Below are 19,070 nucleotides of genomic sequence, written 5' to 3'. Positions count from 1 at the left end.
GATTAGCGAACAATGTCGAAAGCGGTCCCGGGCCGCGAGAAGGAAATCGCCAGAATCTGCCGGTACGCCATGGCATGGGTGTGACTGTTGCGCGCTGGCGTCACGTAGTGGCGCATGTCGCGGTCGAGGAAATAAGTGGTGTCGAGAATTTCCTGGTAAGTGGTCGACGCCAGTTGATGCTCGTGAATGTCGTACAGACGACTCTCCGCACCCTCAACGTTATTGCGCCCCCAGAAATGCACACCGCTGAACGGGTAACCGTCGCAGTGAATCCCTTCCGGAGTGATTTCAAGTTGCTTGCCCGGTTTAATTTCAATGCGGATCTGATGGATCTGGCACTGCCAGATTTCATCGTGCAACTCTTCCGGCAGCACGCTTTTGTACACTTCGAAATCGGTGTCGATCAGGCTGCGCATGACTGGAGAACTGATCACTTCATCGGAGAAATCCTGGAAGTGCCGCACCAGACCGCCGACATAAGCGTTGTTTTCCTTCGACTGCACGTACGCGCGGTGTTCGAGTTGCTTCAATTCACGCGTCTTCGGGTTGTACTCGAAGTCGCTGTAACGACGGTAACGCATGCCGGCTTCGGCCTGACCGTAGTAACTGTCAGGTTCCATGTTTTCCCAACTTTTGGTCAGTCTGACGAAGTCGGCGAAATGACCGTAGAGATTGAAGTCACCACCCTGGACGTTGACATATTTGTCGCGCCGTAGCGATTCGCCCACTTCTCTGTTCAAAACGATCATTACCAAATTCTCCGCTGCATTGAGCGGCCTAATCTATTAGGTGGAGAATTTGCGTCCATGAGAAAGAATTTCAGGCATTTAAAGCTCTGTTTGAAACGAAGTTTGAAGCGACTTAAAAACAACTTTTACATGACAAAAACACGGGTTTTTTCCGGTTTTCATCGAAAAACCGTCGAAAAAAAAACCCCGAGCCAGTCGGGGTTTTTCTCAGGTTTCTTACACTCGATCGATCATCAGAAGATGTTGATCGGGTAATCCACGAACACGCGCACTTCGTTGCCGCCCACGTTGTATTCGCTGGATTTCTGCGATACGCGCAGGATCGAGCTACGCAGTTTCACGCTCAGATCTTTGGCCGGGCCAGATTGCACGACGTACTTGAACTGGTTGAAGATTTCGCGCTCGGTGCCACCGGTGCTGGTGGAAGTGGTGATGTTGTCGCCACGCACGTATGCGAAGTTGTAGCTCAGACCCGGCACGCCGAATGCGCCGAAGTCCAGGCCGTAGCCCAGCTGCCAGCTGCGTTCGTCTTCAGCGTTGAAGTCCGACCAGTAGGAGTTGGCCAGGTAGATGGTGTTGCCACCGTCACCGACACGATTTTGATCTTTCTGGTAGCCGCCGTAGGCGTAGCCGAGGTTGCTGTCACCGGTAGAACGCTGATGCGCCACGGTGAACGAGTGCGGACCCGTAGCGAATGTAGCAGCCAGGCTCCAGATCTTGTTGTCGTCGCCGGTCACACCGTTTTCGCGGACATAGGAGTTGTCCAGCTTGGTGCGGTAGCCGTTGAAGTCCAGAGTCAGCGACTGATCCTTGTTGAACGGCAACACGTAGTTGGCGTTTACGTATTGTTTCTTCAACACGTCTTCAACGTCGGAAGCGTACAACGCACCCTTGAAGTGTTCAGTGAACTGGTAGCTACCGCCCAATACATTGATCGACTTCAGGCCACCGCTGTCACGGCCTTCATCGCTCTTGCGCGATTCGGCGGTGAATCGGCCGGCATTCAGCTCCAGGCCCTTGATCTCACGGGAGGTGATCAAAGTACCGGTGTAACTTTCCGGCAGCAGACGCGAGTTGTCGTAGTTCAGCACCGGCAGAGCCGGCATCTGGTCACCGTAGGTCAGCACGGTGTTGGAGAAGCGGAATTTTACCGCTGCGCCAGCCTTGGCCAGATCGCTGGAAGCATCGCCGTGCGTGCCTGCAACGTTGCCGTTGTCTTGCTTGAAGAAGTCGATACCACCGGCGCCGCTGCGGCCTTTGCCGCCATCCAGACGCAGTGCGTACAGACCGAAGGCGTCAACGCCGACACCGATGGTGCCTTGGGTGAAGCCAGACGAGAACGTACCGATGGCCGCTTGGCCCCACTCGGCTTTGTCGTCGTTACCATCTTTGTAATCACGATTGATGTAGGCATTGCGCAGCAGCACTTTGAGGCTGCTGTCTTCAACAAAACCTTTGGACTCGGCTTGGTCGTTAGCCATGGCCTGAGTGGCGCTCAACATCCCCAATGCGATCAGACTGATCCGCTTGTTCAACATTTTGTTTTCCTTATTACGGGTTGAAACGCGCTGTGTCGAACGGCTGAAACGGCGCTTTTTGCACTCTTCTTTTCACCCCGAAATAAAACGGCTCGCCAAAGCCAAACCTTGGCGAGCCCTTTCATTTTTTTTGAGTCATGGCGGTTGGCCACAGGCGTTGGGCCGAATCGTAGCCGCGCCCAGAACTATGTGTCAATTTCAAGAATCGTCTTTAAATAGGTAAAAAACGTCTAAGAAACGTAATTTTTGCGCTGGCTCCTTGCACGGAAATGCAGGCTTGCAGTGAATTCGTGGGTTAAATGCATCCACCGACACCGCATCATCCAAGTGTTTAATGCCTACTGTAGTTTTCGTGTCGCGCATAAAAAAGCGCCGCCATCCCGGCAGCGCTTTTACCAATCCCTGTTGTAATTCCTATCCTTCCATCACATCCCACAACGCTTCCAGTTCGGCCTCGCTGAACAGGCCAGCGGGGTAACGCTCGATCATCATCCGGCGCGGATCAGGTTCCCTGATCTGACGCGTTCCATTGGATTTCAACCAGTGCGCAACAATCTGGAGCGATTCGCTGTTGACGGCCATGGGATGCAAAGTCCGCTCGCTGATTACGTTCACTTCGGCGTTCATTTCAGCGCTCTCTCCCCGTTCGTGAGCGGCTACGTTATCCAAGGTTTATGACAGAACTGTTGAAGTTCTCCCCCCTCCCTAGTGCACGGGTGATGAATACAAGAGCTATGCCAAGGTTTCTCATTTGTCGACAAGTGGATACAAAGAAGCCCGCCGTCCTTTCGGGCTGCGGGCTTCTCTACGTGCATAGCGAGCTAATCATTGCCTGGCTGATTTGGTAATCAACTCAAGCTGTTACGACTCAACTCACTCTTTGTGCGGCGCTGGCTGCTGTTGGGTAAGGCAGTGGATATTGCCGCCACCCAGTAACAGTTCGCGGCCCGGCACCATCACTACTTCGTGCTGCGGGAACAGTTTCTGCAGAATTTCTTTCGCCGGCGCGTCCATCGGATCGTTGAAGCTTGGCGCGATGATGCCGCCGTTGACGATCAGGAAGTTCACGTAGGAACCGGCGAGGCGCACGGATGGATTGCGCTCCTGCGTACCGTCCATCGGATCAACACCGGCGCACTCTTCTTCGGTCGCATACAGCGGGCCCGGGATCGGCATCTTGTGCACCGTAAATGGGCGGCCCTTGGCGTCGGTGCTGTTTTGCAGCACGTTCATGGCAGCCTGGCAGCGTGGGTAGTTCGGATCCTGCGGATCGTCAGTCCACGCCAGCAACACTTCGCCCGGTCGCACGTAGCAGCAGAAGTTATCCACATGGCCGTCGGTTTCGTCATTGAACAAACCGTCCGGTAGCCAAATGATTTTATCCACAGCCAGATTGGCGCTCAGCACCGCTTCGATTTCTTCGCGGCCCAGGTGCGGGTTGCGATTGCGGTTGAGCAGGCACTCTTCGGTGGTGATCAGCGTGCCTTCGCCGTCGACGTGAATCGAGCCGCCTTCGAGCACAAAACCTTCGGTGCGATAACGCGGGCTGCGCTCGATCTCGAGGATCTTGCCGCCGACCTGCGAGTCGCGATTCCACGGTGAGTACAGGCCGCCGTCGAAACCGCCCCACGCGTTGAAGTCCCAGTTTACGCCGCGCACTTCACCGCTGTTGTTGATGACAAAGGTCGGGCCGCTGTCGCGCACCCAAGCGTCATCGCTGGACATCTCGACCACACGGATATTCGGCACGTCGAGACGGACACGGGCGTTTTCGTACTGGCCGGCGGAAACCGCGACGGTCACCGGTTCGAAACGAGCAATGGCTTTGGCCACGGCAGCATGGGCGGCTTGCGCCGGTTTGCCGCCCAGCCGCCAGTTGTCCGGACGCTCGGGCCAGATCATCCAGGTTTGCGTCTGCGGCGCCCACTCGGCCGGCATATAGAAACCGTCAGCGCGCGGGGTACTTTTCAAAGTGGTCATGGGATCTGGACTCCTGGGAACCGTCGAAGGCTTTCAAAGCGATGGCGACTTTATAACCGATAAATATCGTATTTAAAATCTCAAAAAATGTCTTCCGTCTAAAATAACCTAATTAAACCCGATACAAATCGAACTATGCGCACAAATCCTATGTGGGAGCGAGCTTGCTCGCGAAGGCGTCATACCAACCGGCATATCCTGGTCTGACACTCCGCTTTCGCGAGCAGGCTCGCTCCCACAGAAGATCCGGTGGGTTTACAGACCTTCCTCAAGCACCTGATCGAGCCTATCGACAAAGAAATCGACACTGCGCCGCGAGGTCACCATCGGCGGTTTGATCTTGAGGATGTTCAGATCATCGCCGGTCGGTTGCATGAAAATCCCCAGCTCGCGCAAGCGATCGCAGAGCAGCGCGGTTTCCTCGGTTGCCGGTTCCAGCGTCTCGCGATTACGGATCAGCTCCAGCCCGAGATAGAGCCCGGAACCATGCACCGCGCCCACCAGCGGATGTTTATCGATCAATGCTTCGAGCCGCGCCTTGAAGTGGCCACCGACGACCTGCGCGTTCTCCCAGAGCTTTTCTTCTGCCATGACGTCCAGCACCGCCATGCCGATCTGGCAGCTAACCGGACTGCCGCCCGCCGAGGAGAAGAAATAACCCTCGGCCTCCAGCGCCTCGGCGATCTCTCGACGGGTGATCACCGCGCCCAGCGGCTGGCCGTTGCCCATGCCTTTGGCCATGGTGATGATGTCTGGCACCACGCCCTGATCTTCAAAACCCCAAAAGAACTTGCCCATGCGCCCGTAACCGACCTGCACTTCGTCGGCGATGCACACCCCGCCCTGCGCACGCACCAAGGCGTAGACCTGCTTGAGATATCCCGGCGGCAATGAAATCCCCCCGGCATTGCCGTACACCGGCTCGCAAATAAATCCGGCGAGTTGGCGTTTCTGTTCGGCAAGCTTTTCCAGGTGATGCTCAACACTGCGCACATAATCCGCTGCCGAATCGGGGCCACGGAACTCACCGCGATAGGTGTTCGGCGCGGTCACCGGATGCACCCAATCCGGGCGGCTCTCCAGGGCTTTCGGGTTATCGGCGATCGAGGTCGACACTGCGTCAGCACCGACGGTCCAGCCGTGATAGGCCTCGAGTACGCTGATCATGTCGCGCCCGCCGCTGTAGGCCCAGGCCAGGCGAATGGCGAGGTCATTGGCCTCGCTGCCGCTGTTGACCAGAAACACGCGATCCATGCCCTCCGGCGCCAGTGCCAGCAAACACTCGGAGAACTCGGCAACTGCCGCGTAGTTGAAGCGCGAATTGGTGTTGAGCAGCGACCACTGCCGTGCCGCGACCGCCGCCATGCGCGGGTGACCGTGACCAAGCACCGCGACGTTGTTGAGCATGTCGAGGTAGGAACGGCCCTGCATGTCGATCAGGTGATTGCGCCAGCCGCGCTCAATGCGCGGCGGGTCGACATAATAATGTTTTTGCGTGCGGGCGAAACTGGCGTCACGCCGCTCCAGAAGGGTTTTCCCGTCCAGCTCTGGCTCGGCATCACAGGCCAGTCCCAGCAACGCCGCAGGCGAGGGGCAAAGCGCCTGCCAAGCCGCTGCGTGAGATGGCGTGCAAAACAGCGGCGCGTTCAAATCCGACCCGCGACACATCTGCACCCGCAATGGGCCGCTGACCGCGCCCAGCTCCTGACCTTTCACCAGTGCTGCGCCGCTGTGCAGCGAAGGCGTTACGCCCCACAGCCGCACGCTGAGCTGCGGGCCGTCCAGTTGCAAGGCACCGTCGGCTGCTTGATGCATGACGCCAGCGAACGGCGATTCCACTGCCGTGCCATTTGGCACGCGCAGTTCGACGTGCAACGGGAAGGTGTCCGGTTCAACGGCGCTATCGGGCTGGGTGCGTGACAAACGGTACTGACCATAACGGCTTGCCGCCAAACCATGCGCCGCCGCGGCTTCAGTCAACAGACGCTGGTCGATACCGTCCTGTTCCCAGTTACCGGCCTCGAAATGCGGGCTGAGAACACCGAGATCGATCAAGGCAAATTCGCGCCCGACCAGACCCGGCAGCAGAGGAGCAAAACCTGCGCTGTCGATCACCGGCAAAACGTGGCCGACGGCAGTCAGGATCGCCGCTTCCATCAGCGCCAGCGGCACCGAAGTCGCGACGCGGAAGATTTCCCTCTCGTGGATGAGGTTGTCGCGGCTGTAAGTATTCGCCGGATCGATGCTGACCTGTTGCTCGCCGCTGAGCACCAGCACTGCCGCGCGTGCAACGATCAATGGCCACAACGCCTGCAACTCTTCGTGCTGCAGCGGATTGACCGCGTGATACGCCTGCACGGCCGGCAAAATGACAAAAGGATCGCCGCCCGCGTGATGCAGCAGCGCCGCGCACGTCACCGACAGATCGGTGATCCGCCAGGTGCGCACCAGATCGCCGAAATCGATCACACCCTGCAACTGCCAATGACGCTGAGCGTCGCGCGCCCAAACGGCGTTGTCGTCGGTAATGTCCATGTGGATCGCCTGCACCGGCAGCTTGTCCTGCAACGGCTGCAAACGACGCTCGGCTTGCTCGGCGGCATCGGCGATCAATGCCCTCTGCTGTTCATCCTTGATCACCGGCAGCAAATGCTTGATCAGCGCGCTGGCGTGGCGCGCATCCCATTGCAGCGTGCGCTCAAGGCCCGGGTGATCGAAACCCGCCAGTGCCAGATCCATCTCGCCGCAGAGCCGGCCGAACCCGGACACCACCTCCCGGCCCAGATGATCGAGATCGGTCAGCGGCTGGCCCTCGATGTAATCGAGCAGACGCACATGCACCGCTTGGCCTGCCGTTTCCAGCGTCAACAGGTCCTGCCCATTGTTGGCGAAAATCACCCGAGGCACTGGCACATGGGAATGTTCAGCCAGATACTTGAGCCCGGCGTGCTGCGCCTGCAATTCCACCAGTGCGTAATCGCCACGGCAGATTTTCAGCACGAACCGCCCACGTGCGCTGTCGACGCGGAAATTGAGATCCTGCTGGCTGCCAAGCGCCTGCAACGTACCGCTGAGCCCGTAATGTTCTGCCAGCCACTGCTGGGCCTGCTCCGCAGAAACCTGCGGGCTGGGCAAACTGGCGCGATGAATCAACGTGGCGAGCGGCATGAAACGACCCCTGAAATTTTATTAGGCGCCTATATCGCCATTGCTTCTGGCGAGACGCAACCCCTAACCGTCGGTACACCGCTCGCCTCTATTTGTATTCGAACACTCGCGCCCTCCGGCACTTTGCGCAAGAATGGCAGCCATTCACACCTGTCTATGGAAATCCTCATGAATGTAATCACCACCGATCTACCCGGTGTTCTGATCATCGAACCCAAGGTTTTTGGTGACGAGCGCGGTTTCTTCTACGAGAGTTTCAACGCCAAGGCGTTCCAGGAAGCGACCGGGCTGGATACGCAATTCGTCCAGGACAACCATTCGCGCTCGCAAAAAGGCGTGCTGCGCGGTCTGCATTACCAATTGGAAAATACCCAAGGCAAACTGGTCCGCGTGACCGTCGGCGAAGTGCTCGACGTCGCCGTGGACATCCGCCGCAGCTCGCCGCATTTCGGCAAGTCCGTAGCCGTGCGTCTTTCTGCTGACAATCACCGTCAGTTGTGGGTTCCGGAAGGTTTCGCCCATGGTTTTGTGGTGCTCAGCGAGTTCGCCGAATTCCTCTACAAGACCACCAACTACTACGACCCGTCGTCCGAGCGCAGCATTCGCTGGGACGACCCCGCGCTGGGCATCGACTGGCAGCTGGACGAAGCGCCGAAGCTGTCGGCCAAGGATCAGGCCGCAGCGCTGCTCAAGGACGCTGACGTCTTCGCCTGAGGCCGGGCATAATGCGCCTGTCACCTCAGGCGCAACCGGCTTATGAAACCCACCCTCCCCCGCAGACCTCGCTGGCGCAGCCTCGCCCTGCTGGCCCTGTGTCTGGCGCCGTTGCTGTGGCCGCTGGAACATCTCGCCGAGCGCTACTACCGTAGCGAACTGGCCGGGCAAAACCGCCAGACCCTCGACCTGTACGTCGCCAACCTGCTGGGCACCCTGCACCGCTACGAAGTGCTGCCGCAGATTCTCGGCGATCTGCCGGCTCTGCGCTCGGTACTCGGCGCACCGGACGATGGCGTGAGCCAAGGCAACGCCAACCGATTGCTGAAGAACATCGCCGCGCAGACCGGCGCCGAAGTCATGTACCTGATGGACACCAACGGCCAGACCCTGGCGGCGTCTAACTGGGATAAGCACGACAGTTTCGTCGGCCGCAATTTCTCCTTCCGTCCGTATTTCAGCGAAGCCATGGCCGGGCGTCTCGGGCGCTTTTTCGGCCTCGGTACAACCTCAGCCAAACGCGGTTACTTCTTCGCCGCCGCCGTGCGCAACGGCGAAAAAATCATCGGCGTGCTGGTGATCAAGGTCGACCTCGATCACACCGAAAGTCTGTGGGGCAAAACCCCGGAACAACTGCTGGTGACCGACCACAACGGCGTGGTCATTCTCACCTCGCGACCGGAATGGCGCTTCCGCTCGACCCGTGACTTGAGCGACAGCGAGCGCTCAGCGATCACCGCGATCCAGCCTTATCCAACTCGCGAACCACGCCCCTTGAACCTGAGCCCTACCGCGTGGCTGATCCAGACCCACGACATTGCCGAGACCGGTTGGAGCGTGAGCATCCTTGCGCCGCGCACGCTGATCGATCGTCCGGTACGCACAGTGGTGGCCATCGGCGGCGCGACGTTGTTAGTGGTCATGCTGTTGGTCGGACTGATGATGCAGCGTCGTCGCCACTATCTGGAACGCATCGCGTTCGAAGCCAAGGCGCGCCGGGAGCTGGAGGGGCGGGTCGCCGAACGCACCAGCGACCTCGAAGGCCTCAACCGCCGCTTGAAGCAGGAAGTGCTCGAGCGCGAAACCGCACAGCAGGAATTGGTCCGCGCTCAGGATGATCTGGTTCAGGCCGGCAAACTGTCGGCGCTGGGCACCATGTCGGCGAGCATCAGCCACGAACTCAATCAACCGCTGGCCGCAATCCGCAGCTACGCCGAAAACGCCGAAGTGCTGCTCGATCATCAACGCACCGATGATGCCCGCGGCAACCTCAAACTGATCAGCGAACTGACCGGGCGCATGGCCTCAATCATCGCCCATCTGCGCGCCTTCGCTCGTCGTGATCGTCACGCCCCGGAGAGCGTAGCCCTGCAACCGGCGCTGGACGATGCGCTGGCGCTGCTAGCCAAACGGCGCCGCAGCATGGAGGTCGAGCTGATTCGCGACCTGCCCGCCGCCACGTTGTGGGTTGAAGCCGGGGAAACCCGTTTGCGTCAGGTGCTGGGGAATCTGCTGGCCAACGCGCTGGATGCCCTCACCGAAAAAGGCCCGCCGCGCAAACTGTGGTTGAGTGCCGAATCCACCGAGGACGGCGTCAATCTGTACATTCGCGACAACGGCCCGGGTTTCTGCATGGAAGCACTCGGCCGCGCCAGCGAACCTTTTTACACCACCAAGACCCGCACCCAAGGTCTGGGTCTGGGGCTCGCCATCTGTGAAACGCTGATGCGCGCCTTCGGTGGCGAATTGTCATTTGCCAATCACAAGCAAGGCGGCGCCCTGATCACCCTGCGGCTGCGCGCCGGCGCACCCGGGGTCAGCCTGCAACCGTCCGAGGATCGAAGTGCATGACCATCGACAATCGCATTCAGGTGGTGTTGATCGACGACGATCCACACCTGCGTCAGGCCCTCGGCCAGACACTGGATCTGGCCGGCCTGAAAATCCTGCCACTGGCCGAAGCCAAAGGTCTGGCCGGGCAACTGGAGCGTGACTGGCCCGGCGTGGTGGTCAGTGACATACGCATGCCAGGCATGGATGGCCTCGAACTGTTGAGCGAGTTGCACGCGCAAGATCCCGAGCTGCCGGTGCTGCTGATCACCGGCCACGGCGACGTGCCGCTGGCGGTGCAAGCAATGCGCGCCGGGGCGTATGACTTTCTCGAGAAACCCTTTGCCAGCGACGCACTGCTCGACAGCGTGCGCCGCGCGCTGTCGCTGCGCCGACTGGTGCTGGACAACCGCAGCCTGCGGCTGGCCCTGAGCGACCGCAATGAACTCAGTGCGCGGCTGGTCGGCCACTCGGCACCGATGCTGCGCCTGCGCGAGCAGATCGGCGCGCTGGCCGCGACCAAGGCTGACGTGCTGATCCTCGGCGAAACCGGCGCCGGTAAAGAAGTGGTCGCCCGCGCCCTGCACGATCTGTCGAGCCGGCGTAACGGCCCGTTCGTCGCGATCAACGCTGGCGCGCTGGCCGAATCAGTGGTGGAAAGCGAACTGTTCGGCCACGAACCCGGCGCCTTCACCGGCGCGCAAAAACGCCGGATCGGCAAGTTTGAGTTCGCCAACGGCGGCACCTTGTTCCTCGATGAAATCGAAAGCATGAGCATGGATGTGCAGGTGAAGCTGCTGCGCATGCTGCAGGAGCGCGTGGTTGAACGGCTGGGCGGCAATCAATTGATCCCGCTGGACATCCGCGTCATCGCGGCGACCAAGGAAGACCTGCGCCAGGCTGCCGATCAGGGGCGTTTCCGCGCCGACTTGTATTACCGCCTCAACGTCGCACCGCTGCGCATCCCGCCGCTGCGCGAACGCGGCGAAGACGCGCTGATGCTGTTCCAGCATTACGCCGACGAAGCCAGTGCCCGCCACGGCTTGCCGCCCCACGAGCTGCAACCGGCACAACGCGCCCTGCTGCTGCGCCACACTTGGCCAGGCAATGTGCGCGAATTGCAAAACGCCGCCGAGCGCTTCGCCCTTGGCCTGGAATTGGCGCTGGATAACAGTGGCGTCGAAGGCAGCGGCGGCAGCTCCGTCGAGGTCATCAACGGTGGGCTCAGCGAGCAAGTCGAACATTTCGAAAAGTCGCTGATCGCCGCAGAGTTGGCGCGCTCGCACAGTTCGGTGCGCAGCCTCGCCGAAGCCTTGGGCATTCCACGCAAAACCCTGCACGACAAACTGCGCAAGCACGGTTTGAATTTCGGCGACAGCAGCCATGCCGAGGAAAACGAATGAGCACTGACACTCGCTATCTGGAGTCGGTCCTGCATCACGACATTCCGCTGACCCGAGACATGGGCCTCAAGGTGCTGGACTGGCATGAGCAGCAGCTAAGCCTGCACTTGCCACTCGAACCTAACGTCAATCACAAAAGCACCATGTTCGGCGGCAGCCTCTACTGCGGCGCGGTGCTGGCCGGTTGGGGCTGGCTGCATTTGCGTTTGAAAGAAGAAGGGATCGAGGACGGGCACATCGTGATTCAGGAGGGGCAGATCAGTTATCCATTGCCCGTCACCGGCGATGCCACGGCGATTTGCCCGGCGCCCGATGCGAAGGTGTGGAAGAAGTTTCTGGCGATGTATCAGCGTTATGGACGGGCGCGGTTGACGCTGCACACGCGGATCGTCAATCAGGGCAGCGCAGACGATGCCGTGACGTTTAGCGGGCAGTACGTTTTGCACCGGTAAAGCAAGAAATCGCAGCCTTGCGCAGCTCCCACAGTGAAATACATTCCCTGCAGGAGCTGCCGAAGGCTGCGATCTTTTGATCTCAAGAGCGAGCCAATTCGAGCAATCTTGCGCGCCAAGCCGCTTTCGCCGGCAACGCCAAAAAGAACTCATTGAGCAGCGATTCCCGCGCCGGATAGCTGAACGCTTCACCGCGCAGATCCAGCACCTCACCGCCCGCCCCTTCCAGCACACCCTGCGCCGCCGCCGTGTCCCACTGCGAAGTCGGGGCCAGACGCGGATAGCAATCCGCCGCACCCTCGGCCAACAGACAAAACTTCAGCGAGCTGCCGATATTCGCCAATTGCAGCTCGCCCAGACTCGCACTCAACCCGGCCAGCAAACGCTCCTGTTCAGGACTGGAGTGGCGACGGCTGGCGACGACAGTGAACGCTTCGCCCGGCCCCGGCACATCACGCACCTGAATCGAAACCGGCGTGCCGCCCTGGTCGCAACGCCAGGCACCGAGCCCGGCACCGCCGACGTAATAACGACCGTTGGTCGGCATCGACACCACACCGAACACCACCCGACCGTTGTCGATCAGAGCAATATTCACCGTAAATTCTTCACTGCCGCTGATGAACTCCTTGGTGCCGTCCAGCGGGTCCACCAGCCACCAGCGCTGCCAACCGGCGCGGACGCTTTGCGCAATATTGGCGTCCTCTTCGGACAGCACAGGAATGCTCGGGTCCAGCGCCGTCAGCCCGGCGACGATCAGATGATGCGCGGCCAGATCCGCCGCCGTCACCGGTGAGTCATCGGACTTGGCCGTGACTTCAACGCCCGCACGCCAGAACGGCAGAATCGCTTCGCCCGCCTGCAAGGCCAACTCGACCACGGGTGCCATCAACGGATGGGGGAAATTCATCGACATCTCACTCATGACTGAAAGAAACCCCGTTGCGTCAGCAGGTCACGGGTCAGGTACAACGCCGCCAGCGCCCGCCCCTCGGAGAATTGCGGATTCTGCGCCAGCAATGACAAATCACGCAGGTTGACCTTGTCGACCCGCATCGGCTCAGGCTCGTCGCCCTCCAGCCGCTCTTCGTACAAATCGGTAGCCAGCACCACCTGGATCTTCTGGCTCATGTAACCGGGCGACAGCGACAGCTCGGTCAGATGCTCCAATTGTCGTGCACCGAAACCGGCTTCTTCCTTGAGCTCACGCTCGGCCGCCGCCAACACATCCTCGCCCGGCTCGATCAAGCCTTTGGGCAGAGACAGTTCGTATTGGTCAGTACCGCCGCAATACTCTTCGACCAACACTGCGTGTTCGGCATCGAGCATCGCCACAATCATCACCGCGCCATACCCGGCACCCTTGCCGACCAAACGTTCGTACGTGCGCTCCACGCCATTGGAGAAACGCAGTTTGAGTTCTTCGACGCAGAACAGGCGACTGGTGGCGACGATCTCGCGGGCAAGTACGGTGGGTTTCTGGCGCATGCAAAGCTCCTTGGCGTGAACGCGCTACTATAACGCGGCTTTCCCGATTGTTTATGTCGGATATCTTTCTACCGTTCGAGACGTTGCCATGCCTTCATTACCGTGGTCCGACATCGATACCGTTCTGCTCGACATGGACGGCACGCTGCTGGATCTGCACTTCGACAACCACTTCTGGCTGGAACACCTGCCTCAGCGCTACGCCGAGTTACACGGGGTGAGCCGGGCCATGGCCGAGATGGAATTGCAGCCACTGTTCAAACGCCACGCCGGCCAGTTGCAATGGTATTGCCTGGATTTCTGGAGTGCCGAACTGAAGCTGTCGGTGCGCGAGCTGAAACAGGAGACCGCCCATCTGATTGCCCTGCGACCGGATGCCGATACGTTTCTGGAGGCGATCAAACGGGCGGGCAAACGGGTGATCATGATCACCAATGCCCATCGTGACTCACTGTCGTTGAAGCTGGAGCGGATCGAACTGGCGCCTTATTTCGAACGGCTGATCAGCTCGCACGATTACGGTTTCCCCAAGGAGAACCCGCAATTCTGGGATGCGCTGCAGGCGGACATCGATTTTGATCCGGCGCGCAGCCTGTTTATCGATGACACCTTGCCGATTCTGCGCAGTGCGCGAGATTTTGGCGTGGCGCATTTGCTGGCGGTAAAAGAGCCGGACAGCCGCAAGGGCCCAAAGGACACGGCTGAGTTTGCCGCCGTCGAGGATTATCGCGATTTGATTGCCGGACTCTGATTTGCTGTAGGCGCTGCCGCAGGCTGCGATCTTTGGATTTTGATTTTTACGACCAAGAACAAAAGATCGCCGCCTTCGCCAGCGCCTACAGGGGTGTCGTGTTACTCAGGAATACGCAAAGTCTGCCCCGGATAGATCTTGTTCACATCCTTGAGCATGGGTTTGTTGGCTTCGAAGATTTTTTGATACTTGTTGGCGTCACCGTAAACGCGCAAAGAAATCGCACTCAGCGTGTCACCTGACTTGACCACAACAAATTGCGCGGCAGTCACCACCGGACCGGTAACGGTGATTTGATCATCCACGCTGCCGACGCCGGCGATATTGCCCAGAGCCAGCAGAATCTTTTCTTTTTCTTCCTGGCTTGCCACTTCACCCGTAACGGTGACTTTGTCGCCGTCCACCGTTGCTTGCACATTCGGATTACCCAAGCCGACCTTGTCGATATGTTCCTTTAGCTGCTCACCGGCATTGGCATTGCCAGGGGTCAGCAGGTCGAGCAGTTTTTCACCGGCTTCTTTGACAAAACTTAAAAGGCTCATCGTCTTCTCTCCATTGAATACAGGGTCAGTCGTCCAAGCCTAGACCACCCCGGACAAACACGATCCCAAGCCGACCAATGACCCTGCTTGTGCACACGGGTTAGAATCCCTCACCCCGCCAAGCCCAGGAGCGAAGATGGACATCAAGCAGCTGAAATTCCTCATCGCCCTCGACGAAACCCGCCACTTCGGCCAGGCCGCCGCGCGTTGCCACATCACCCAGCCGACGCTGTCGATGCGCTTGCGCAATCTCGAAGAAGAACTCGACCTGCCGCTGGTCAACCGCGGCCAGCGCTTCGAAGGTTTTACCGCGCCGGGTGAACGCGTGCTGGCGTGGGCGCGCTCGGTAATGGCGGCCTATGACGGTTTGCACGCGGAAGCGGCGGCCTGTCGCGGCAACCTGATCGGTACGTTGCGGCTCGGCGTGGTGCCGTTATCGAGCTTCGATCCGCTGCCGTTGATGCAACGCCTGCACGCTGCGCATCCGGAACTGCGTTTCGAGATGTGCTCTTTAAGCTCCGAGCAAATCCTCGAACACCTGGCGAACAACCGCATCGACCTCGGCGTGTCCTATCTGGATCGTTTGGACAATGAGCGCTTCGAATCCCTCGCCTTCAATGAAACCCGCATGGGCCTGCTCTACGATCAACGCACCTTCACGTTCGGCGAGGCGCCGTTGAGTTGGGAGTCGCTGATCGAACTGCCGCTGGGCATGCTCACCAGCGGCATGCACTTTCGCCAGTCCATCGACCACAACTTCCACAGCCGTGGCCTGACGCCGCAACCGTTGCTGCAAACCGATGCCGTCCATCAATTGTTACAAGCCGTGCACGGTGGTTTTTGCTGCGCGATCATGCCGCTCGACGCCGGCCTGGAAAAACTCACCGATCACCTGCGCCTGCAACCGATCGAAGACGCCAAGACTCTCGCGCCGCTAGGCCTGATCATGCGCCGCGGCGCCCCGCGTTCGGCGCTCGCCGAGGCCTGTATCGCCCTTTACCAACAATCGCCACCGGCAACTTGATCGACGGCATCTATCGACAGATCGACACTAGCGATTAGACGCGACAACTTGCCGCGCCTAGTCTTAACGTTGATCAAACCGTCGGTGATGCCATGAACGCCAAGCGCCCAGCCTGCGCGGCGCCAGCACTCGAAACGCCCGCGCCAACCGCCAGCCAGACCTACAGTTACAGCGATTTACCCCGTGAGGAATCGGCCAGCACCGCGCTGGCCGAAGAAGTCGCGTTGGCGATCGCCTACAACGGCATCAGCCAAGCGGTGATGCTGGTAACGCCGACCGACCTTGAAGACTTTATCGTCGGCTTCAGCCTCGGCAGCGGCATCATCGAAGACGCTACAGACATTTACGACCTGCAATTGACCGGCGCCGGGTCTGCGCAATACGCGCAAGTGACCATCGCCAACCGCGCGTTCTGGAGCCTCAAGCAACAGCGCCGGCAACTGGCGGGCACCAGCGGTTGCGGACTGTGCGGCGTTGAAGCCGTGGAGCAGGCGCTGCCCGATCTCAAGGTTCTGGCCGGCGCGCCGTTGCCGCCGATTGAATGGCTCGACGGTTTGCGCCAACGCATCGGTGCGTTTCAGCCGTTGGGGCAGCATTGCGGCGCGGTGCATGCGGCGGTGTTCATGAACGCCAGTGGTGAATTGCTGCTCGGGCGCGAAGACATCGGCCGACACAACGCCCTCGACAAACTGATCGGCGGCCTGATCCGCCAGAAGATATCCACAGAGGGCGGGCTGGCGATTGTCACCAGCCGTTGCAGCCTCGAATTGATCCAGAAAGTTTTGCGTGCCGGCATCCAGACCCTGGTCAGCCTGTCCGCACCCACGGGCCTTGCCGTGCAATGGGCCCGTCGACACAACCTCAATCTCATCCACCTGCCGCAGAAAAGTGCGCCGCGGGTGTACAGCCCCGCGATGGAGAATCAAGCGTGAGCCAACATCATCAAGCCGACCAGAAACCTGTCCCGCGCTACAAGCCTTACAAAGGCGCCGCCGGCGGCTGGGGTGCCCTGATCAGTGTGGCTCAGGCCTGGTTGACCAGCGACAACGCGCTGAAAAACCTGCGCATGATGCTCAAGACCAACCAGAACGGCGGCTTCGACTGCCCGGGTTGCGCGTGGGGCGATTCGCCGGAAAGCGGCATGGTAAAATTCTGCGAAAACGGCGCGAAAGCGGTGAACTGGGAAGCGACCAAGCGCCGCGTCGATGCCAAGTTCTTCGCCAAGCACAGCGTGACTTCGCTGCTGGAGCAGAGCGACTACTGGCTGGAGTATCAGGGCCGTCTGACCGAGCCAATGGTCTACGACGCCGAAACCGATCGCTACAAGCCAATCAGCTGGGACGGCGCTTACGCGCTGATCGCCAAACACCTGCAAAACCTGCCGAGCCCGGATCTGGCCGAGTTCTACACCTCGGGTCGCGCCAGCAACGAAGCAGCGTATTTGTACCAACTGTTTGTGCGCGCCTACGGCACCAACAACTTCCCTGATTGCTCGAACATGTGCCACGAGGCCAGCGGTGTCGCGTTGGCGCAAAGCGTTGGCGTCGGCAAGGGCACCGTGACCTTCGACGATTTCGAGCACGCCGATGCGATTTTCGTCTGGGGCCAGAACCCGGGCACCAACCACCCGCGCATGCTCGAACCCCTGCGTGAAGCGGTGAAGCGTGGCGCGCAGGTGGTGTGCATCAACCCACTGAAAGAGCGCGGTCTGGAACGTTTCCAACACCCGCAACACCCGATCGAAATGCTCACCAACGGCGACAAGCCGACCAACACTGCATACTTCCGCCCGGCACTCGGCGGCGACATGGCGGTGCTGCGCGGCATGGCCAAGTTCCTGCTGCAATGGGAGCGCGATGCGCAGAAGGCTGGCGAACCCGCCGTGTTCGATCACGACTTCCTCAATGCCCACAGCGCCAATGTGCTGGACTACCTCGGTGTCGTCGATGACACATCGTGGGAGCAAATCGTTGAGCAGTCCGGCCTGACTCTGGTCGAGATCGAGCAAGCCGCGCGCATGTACGCCAAAGGCAAGAATGTGATCATGTGCTGGGCGATGGGCATCACCCAGCATCGCCATTCGGTGCCGACCATCCAGGAAATCGCCAACCTGATGCTGCTGCGCGGCAACATCGGCAAACCGGGCGCCGGCCTGTGCCCGGTGCGCGGTCACAGCAACGTGCAGGGCGACCGCACGATGGGCATCAACGAGCGTCCGCCGGTGGCGTTCCTCGATTCGCTGGAGCGTCGTTTCCAATTCAAGGTGCCGCGTCACAACGGTCACAACGTGGTCGAGGCGATCCACGCGATGGCCGAAGGTCGCGCCAAAGTCTTCATCGGTCTGGGCGGCAATTTTGCGCAAGCGACGCCGGACAGTCCGCGCACGTTCGAAGCGCTGAGCAATTGCGACCTCACCGTGCAGATCAGCACCAAGCTCAACCGTAGCCACCTGGCCCACGGTAAAGACGCGTTGATCCTGCCGTGCCTCGGTCGTACCGACATCGACATCCAGACCGAAGGCCCGCAAGCGGTCACCGTCGAAGATTCGTTCAGCATGGTTCACGCCTCCAACGGCCAGTTGCAGCCGCTGTCGAACCAGATGCGCTCGGAACCATCGATCATCGCCGGCATCGCTGCCGCCACTCTGGGCAGCAAACCGGTGGACTGGAACTGGCTGGTGGCCGATTACGGGCGCATCCGCGAGCTGATCGCCGACACCATCCCGGGCTTCAAGGACTTCGCTGAGAAGGTCAAGCACCCGGGCGGTTTCTACCTCGGCAACAGCGCCGGCGCGCGCAAGTGGAACACGCCGTCGGGGCGCGCCAATTTCCGCGCAAACCTGCTGCCGAAAGATCTGGTGCACGAACGCACCCGCGCCACCGGCCAATTGCCGGATCTGATCCTGCAATCGATGCGCTCCCACGATCAGTACAACACCACGATTTATGGTCTCGACGACCGTTATCGCGGCGTGAAAGGCCAGCGTGATGTGTTGTTCGTTAACGAGGCCGACATCATTCGCCTGGGCTTCCGCCCGGGACAGAAGGCTGACATCGTTTCGCTGTGGGACGATGGTCGCGAGCGTCGGGTGAAGGGCTTTACGCTGTTGGCGTTTGATATTCCGGCGGGGCAGGCAGCGGCTTACTACCCGGAAGTGAATCCGCTGGTGCCATTGGAAAGCACCGGGGATGGCAGCCACACGCCGACATCGAAGTTCATTGCGATTCGGTTGGAAGCGGCGAGTGAGACGGGGTTGATCATGGCCAAGTCGGCTTAACACAAGATCAAAAGATCGCAGCCTTCGGCAGCCCCTGCAGGGATCAGTGCAGGAGCTGCCGAAGGCTGCGATCTCTTTTTTTTACATTTCAAACGCCCACAAAAAAGGCCGCTTTTTCACAAAAGCGGCCTGTCCGAAGTAATTAAAGACCGGC

Annotated in this window: 16 protein-coding genes; 8 read left to right on the top strand and 8 right to left on the bottom strand. The window is 59.9% G+C overall.

Features of this window, described 5'->3' with window-relative positions; genetic code table 11:
• Nucleotides 1-2: 2 nt before the first annotated feature.
• From AC3Y64_RS01485 to AC3Y64_RS01465, 5 genes are all read right to left on the bottom strand, one after another.
• The gene (locus tag AC3Y64_RS01485) at nucleotides 3-749 is read right to left on the bottom strand and encodes a 2OG-Fe dioxygenase family protein (protein ID WP_489986200.1); all 747 of its coding nucleotides are present in this window, start codon (nucleotides 747-749) and stop codon (nucleotides 3-5) included.
• Between the two features lie 233 nt (nucleotides 750-982).
• Entirely contained in the window at nucleotides 983-2,287 is a 1,305-nt protein-coding gene (locus AC3Y64_RS01480; RefSeq protein WP_489986199.1) for an OprD family porin, read from the bottom strand.
• 414 nt (nucleotides 2,288-2,701) lie between these two features.
• Entirely contained in the window at nucleotides 2,702-2,914 is a 213-nt protein-coding gene (locus tag AC3Y64_RS01475) for a hypothetical protein (RefSeq protein WP_007952633.1), read from the bottom strand.
• A 246-nt stretch (nucleotides 2,915-3,160) separates the two neighbouring features.
• Nucleotides 3,161-4,267, bottom strand: coding sequence for an agmatine deiminase (aguA, locus tag AC3Y64_RS01470; protein WP_489986198.1), 1,107 nt, complete (start codon nucleotides 4,265-4,267; stop codon nucleotides 3,161-3,163).
• Between the two features lie 255 nt (nucleotides 4,268-4,522).
• On the bottom strand, nucleotides 4,523-7,435 hold the full coding sequence (locus AC3Y64_RS01465) for an aminotransferase (RefSeq protein WP_489986197.1): 2,913 nt from the start codon (nucleotides 7,433-7,435) through the stop codon (nucleotides 4,523-4,525).
• Nucleotides 7,436-7,603: 168 nt separating this feature from the next.
• Here AC3Y64_RS01465 and rfbC point away from each other — a divergent pair, with 168 nt between their 5' ends.
• Genes rfbC through AC3Y64_RS01445 form a run of 4 tightly spaced genes read left to right on the top strand, consistent with a single transcriptional unit; the run spans nucleotide 7,604 to nucleotide 11,834 of the window.
• Nucleotides 7,604-8,149: a dTDP-4-dehydrorhamnose 3,5-epimerase gene (gene rfbC, locus AC3Y64_RS01460; protein ID WP_489986196.1), complete on the top strand. Its 546-nt coding sequence runs from the start codon at nucleotides 7,604-7,606 to the stop codon at nucleotides 8,147-8,149.
• Between the two features lie 42 nt (nucleotides 8,150-8,191).
• The gene (locus AC3Y64_RS01455; RefSeq protein WP_489986195.1) at nucleotides 8,192-10,000 is read left to right on the top strand and encodes a sensor histidine kinase; all 1,809 of its coding nucleotides are present in this window, start codon (nucleotides 8,192-8,194) and stop codon (nucleotides 9,998-10,000) included.
• The gene (locus tag AC3Y64_RS01450) at nucleotides 9,997-11,382 is read left to right on the top strand and encodes a sigma-54-dependent transcriptional regulator (RefSeq protein WP_489986194.1); all 1,386 of its coding nucleotides are present in this window, start codon (nucleotides 9,997-9,999) and stop codon (nucleotides 11,380-11,382) included. The genes AC3Y64_RS01455 and AC3Y64_RS01450 overlap by 4 nt, the downstream gene beginning before the upstream one ends.
• On the top strand, nucleotides 11,379-11,834 hold the full coding sequence (locus tag AC3Y64_RS01445) for a YiiD C-terminal domain-containing protein (protein ID WP_489986193.1): 456 nt from the start codon (nucleotides 11,379-11,381) through the stop codon (nucleotides 11,832-11,834). The genes AC3Y64_RS01450 and AC3Y64_RS01445 overlap by 4 nt, the downstream gene beginning before the upstream one ends.
• A gap of 82 nt (nucleotides 11,835-11,916) precedes the next feature.
• Here AC3Y64_RS01445 and cysQ read toward each other — a convergent pair whose 3' ends face one another.
• Both cysQ and nudE read right to left on the bottom strand, forming a co-directional pair.
• A complete protein-coding gene (gene cysQ, locus AC3Y64_RS01440) occupies nucleotides 11,917-12,744 on the bottom strand; it encodes a 3'(2'),5'-bisphosphate nucleotidase CysQ (protein WP_489986192.1) in 828 nt (275 codons plus the stop codon).
• 11 nt (nucleotides 12,745-12,755) lie between these two features.
• Nucleotides 12,756-13,322 (bottom strand): ADP compounds hydrolase NudE, encoded by a 567-nt coding sequence (gene nudE / locus AC3Y64_RS01435; RefSeq protein ID WP_489986191.1) that lies wholly within the window; start codon nucleotides 13,320-13,322, stop codon nucleotides 12,756-12,758.
• Between the two features lie 88 nt (nucleotides 13,323-13,410).
• On the opposite strand from nudE, the gene yrfG reads away from it, so the two are divergent.
• Nucleotides 13,411-14,073, top strand: a complete 663-nt coding sequence (gene yrfG, locus AC3Y64_RS01430) for a GMP/IMP nucleotidase (RefSeq protein ID WP_489986190.1) — start codon at nucleotides 13,411-13,413, stop codon at nucleotides 14,071-14,073.
• Nucleotides 14,074-14,174: 101 nt separating this feature from the next.
• On the opposite strand, the gene lysM is transcribed toward yrfG, so the two are convergent.
• Nucleotides 14,175-14,615 (bottom strand): peptidoglycan-binding protein LysM, encoded by a 441-nt coding sequence (gene lysM, locus AC3Y64_RS01425; protein ID WP_489986189.1) that lies wholly within the window; start codon nucleotides 14,613-14,615, stop codon nucleotides 14,175-14,177.
• Between the two features lie 136 nt (nucleotides 14,616-14,751).
• Between lysM and AC3Y64_RS01420 the strand changes: the two genes are divergently transcribed.
• From AC3Y64_RS01420 to AC3Y64_RS01410, 3 genes are all read left to right on the top strand, one after another.
• On the top strand, nucleotides 14,752-15,639 hold the full coding sequence (locus AC3Y64_RS01420) for a LysR family transcriptional regulator (protein ID WP_489986188.1): 888 nt from the start codon (nucleotides 14,752-14,754) through the stop codon (nucleotides 15,637-15,639).
• A gap of 92 nt (nucleotides 15,640-15,731) precedes the next feature.
• A complete protein-coding gene (gene fdhD / locus AC3Y64_RS01415; protein ID WP_489986187.1) occupies nucleotides 15,732-16,571 on the top strand; it encodes a formate dehydrogenase accessory sulfurtransferase FdhD in 840 nt (279 codons plus the stop codon).
• A complete protein-coding gene (locus AC3Y64_RS01410) occupies nucleotides 16,568-18,916 on the top strand; it encodes an FdhF/YdeP family oxidoreductase (RefSeq protein WP_489986186.1) in 2,349 nt (782 codons plus the stop codon). Before fdhD ends, AC3Y64_RS01410 begins: the two co-directional genes overlap by 4 nt.
• Nucleotides 18,917-19,070: the final 154 nt, after the last annotated feature.

This window comes from Pseudomonas sp. 4CAES_32.4, from assembly GCF_058136335.1.
The sequence above is the reverse complement of the archived record's forward strand: the minus strand, read 5'-3'. Positions and strand labels throughout refer to the sequence as shown.

Bases quoted from the DNA above. Each gene is read 5' to 3' on its own strand.
- AC3Y64_RS01485 (WP_489986200.1), bottom strand. From the start codon at position 749: ATGATCGTTTTGAACAGAGAAGTGGGCGAATCGCTACGGCGCGACAAA.
- AC3Y64_RS01480 (WP_489986199.1), bottom strand. From the start codon at position 2,287: ATGTTGAACAAGCGGATCAGTCTGATCGCATTGGGGATGTTGAGCGCC.
- AC3Y64_RS01475 (WP_007952633.1), bottom strand. From the start codon at position 2,914: ATGAACGCCGAAGTGAACGTAATCAGCGAGCGGACTTTGCATCCCATG.
- aguA (WP_489986198.1), bottom strand. From the start codon at position 4,267: ATGACCACTTTGAAAAGTACCCCGCGCGCTGACGGTTTCTATATGCCG.
- AC3Y64_RS01465 (WP_489986197.1), bottom strand. From the start codon at position 7,435: ATGCCGCTCGCCACGTTGATTCATCGCGCCAGTTTGCCCAGCCCGCAG.
- rfbC (WP_489986196.1), top strand. From the start codon at position 7,604: ATGAATGTAATCACCACCGATCTACCCGGTGTTCTGATCATCGAACCC.
- AC3Y64_RS01455 (WP_489986195.1), top strand. From the start codon at position 8,192: ATGAAACCCACCCTCCCCCGCAGACCTCGCTGGCGCAGCCTCGCCCTG.
- AC3Y64_RS01450 (WP_489986194.1), top strand. From the start codon at position 9,997: ATGACCATCGACAATCGCATTCAGGTGGTGTTGATCGACGACGATCCA.
- AC3Y64_RS01445 (WP_489986193.1), top strand. From the start codon at position 11,379: ATGAGCACTGACACTCGCTATCTGGAGTCGGTCCTGCATCACGACATT.
- cysQ (WP_489986192.1), bottom strand. From the start codon at position 12,744: ATGAATTTCCCCCATCCGTTGATGGCACCCGTGGTCGAGTTGGCCTTG.
- nudE (WP_489986191.1), bottom strand. From the start codon at position 13,322: ATGCGCCAGAAACCCACCGTACTTGCCCGCGAGATCGTCGCCACCAGT.
- yrfG (WP_489986190.1), top strand. From the start codon at position 13,411: ATGCCTTCATTACCGTGGTCCGACATCGATACCGTTCTGCTCGACATG.
- lysM (WP_489986189.1), bottom strand. From the start codon at position 14,615: ATGAGCCTTTTAAGTTTTGTCAAAGAAGCCGGTGAAAAACTGCTCGAC.
- AC3Y64_RS01420 (WP_489986188.1), top strand. From the start codon at position 14,752: ATGGACATCAAGCAGCTGAAATTCCTCATCGCCCTCGACGAAACCCGC.
- fdhD (WP_489986187.1), top strand. From the start codon at position 15,732: ATGAACGCCAAGCGCCCAGCCTGCGCGGCGCCAGCACTCGAAACGCCC.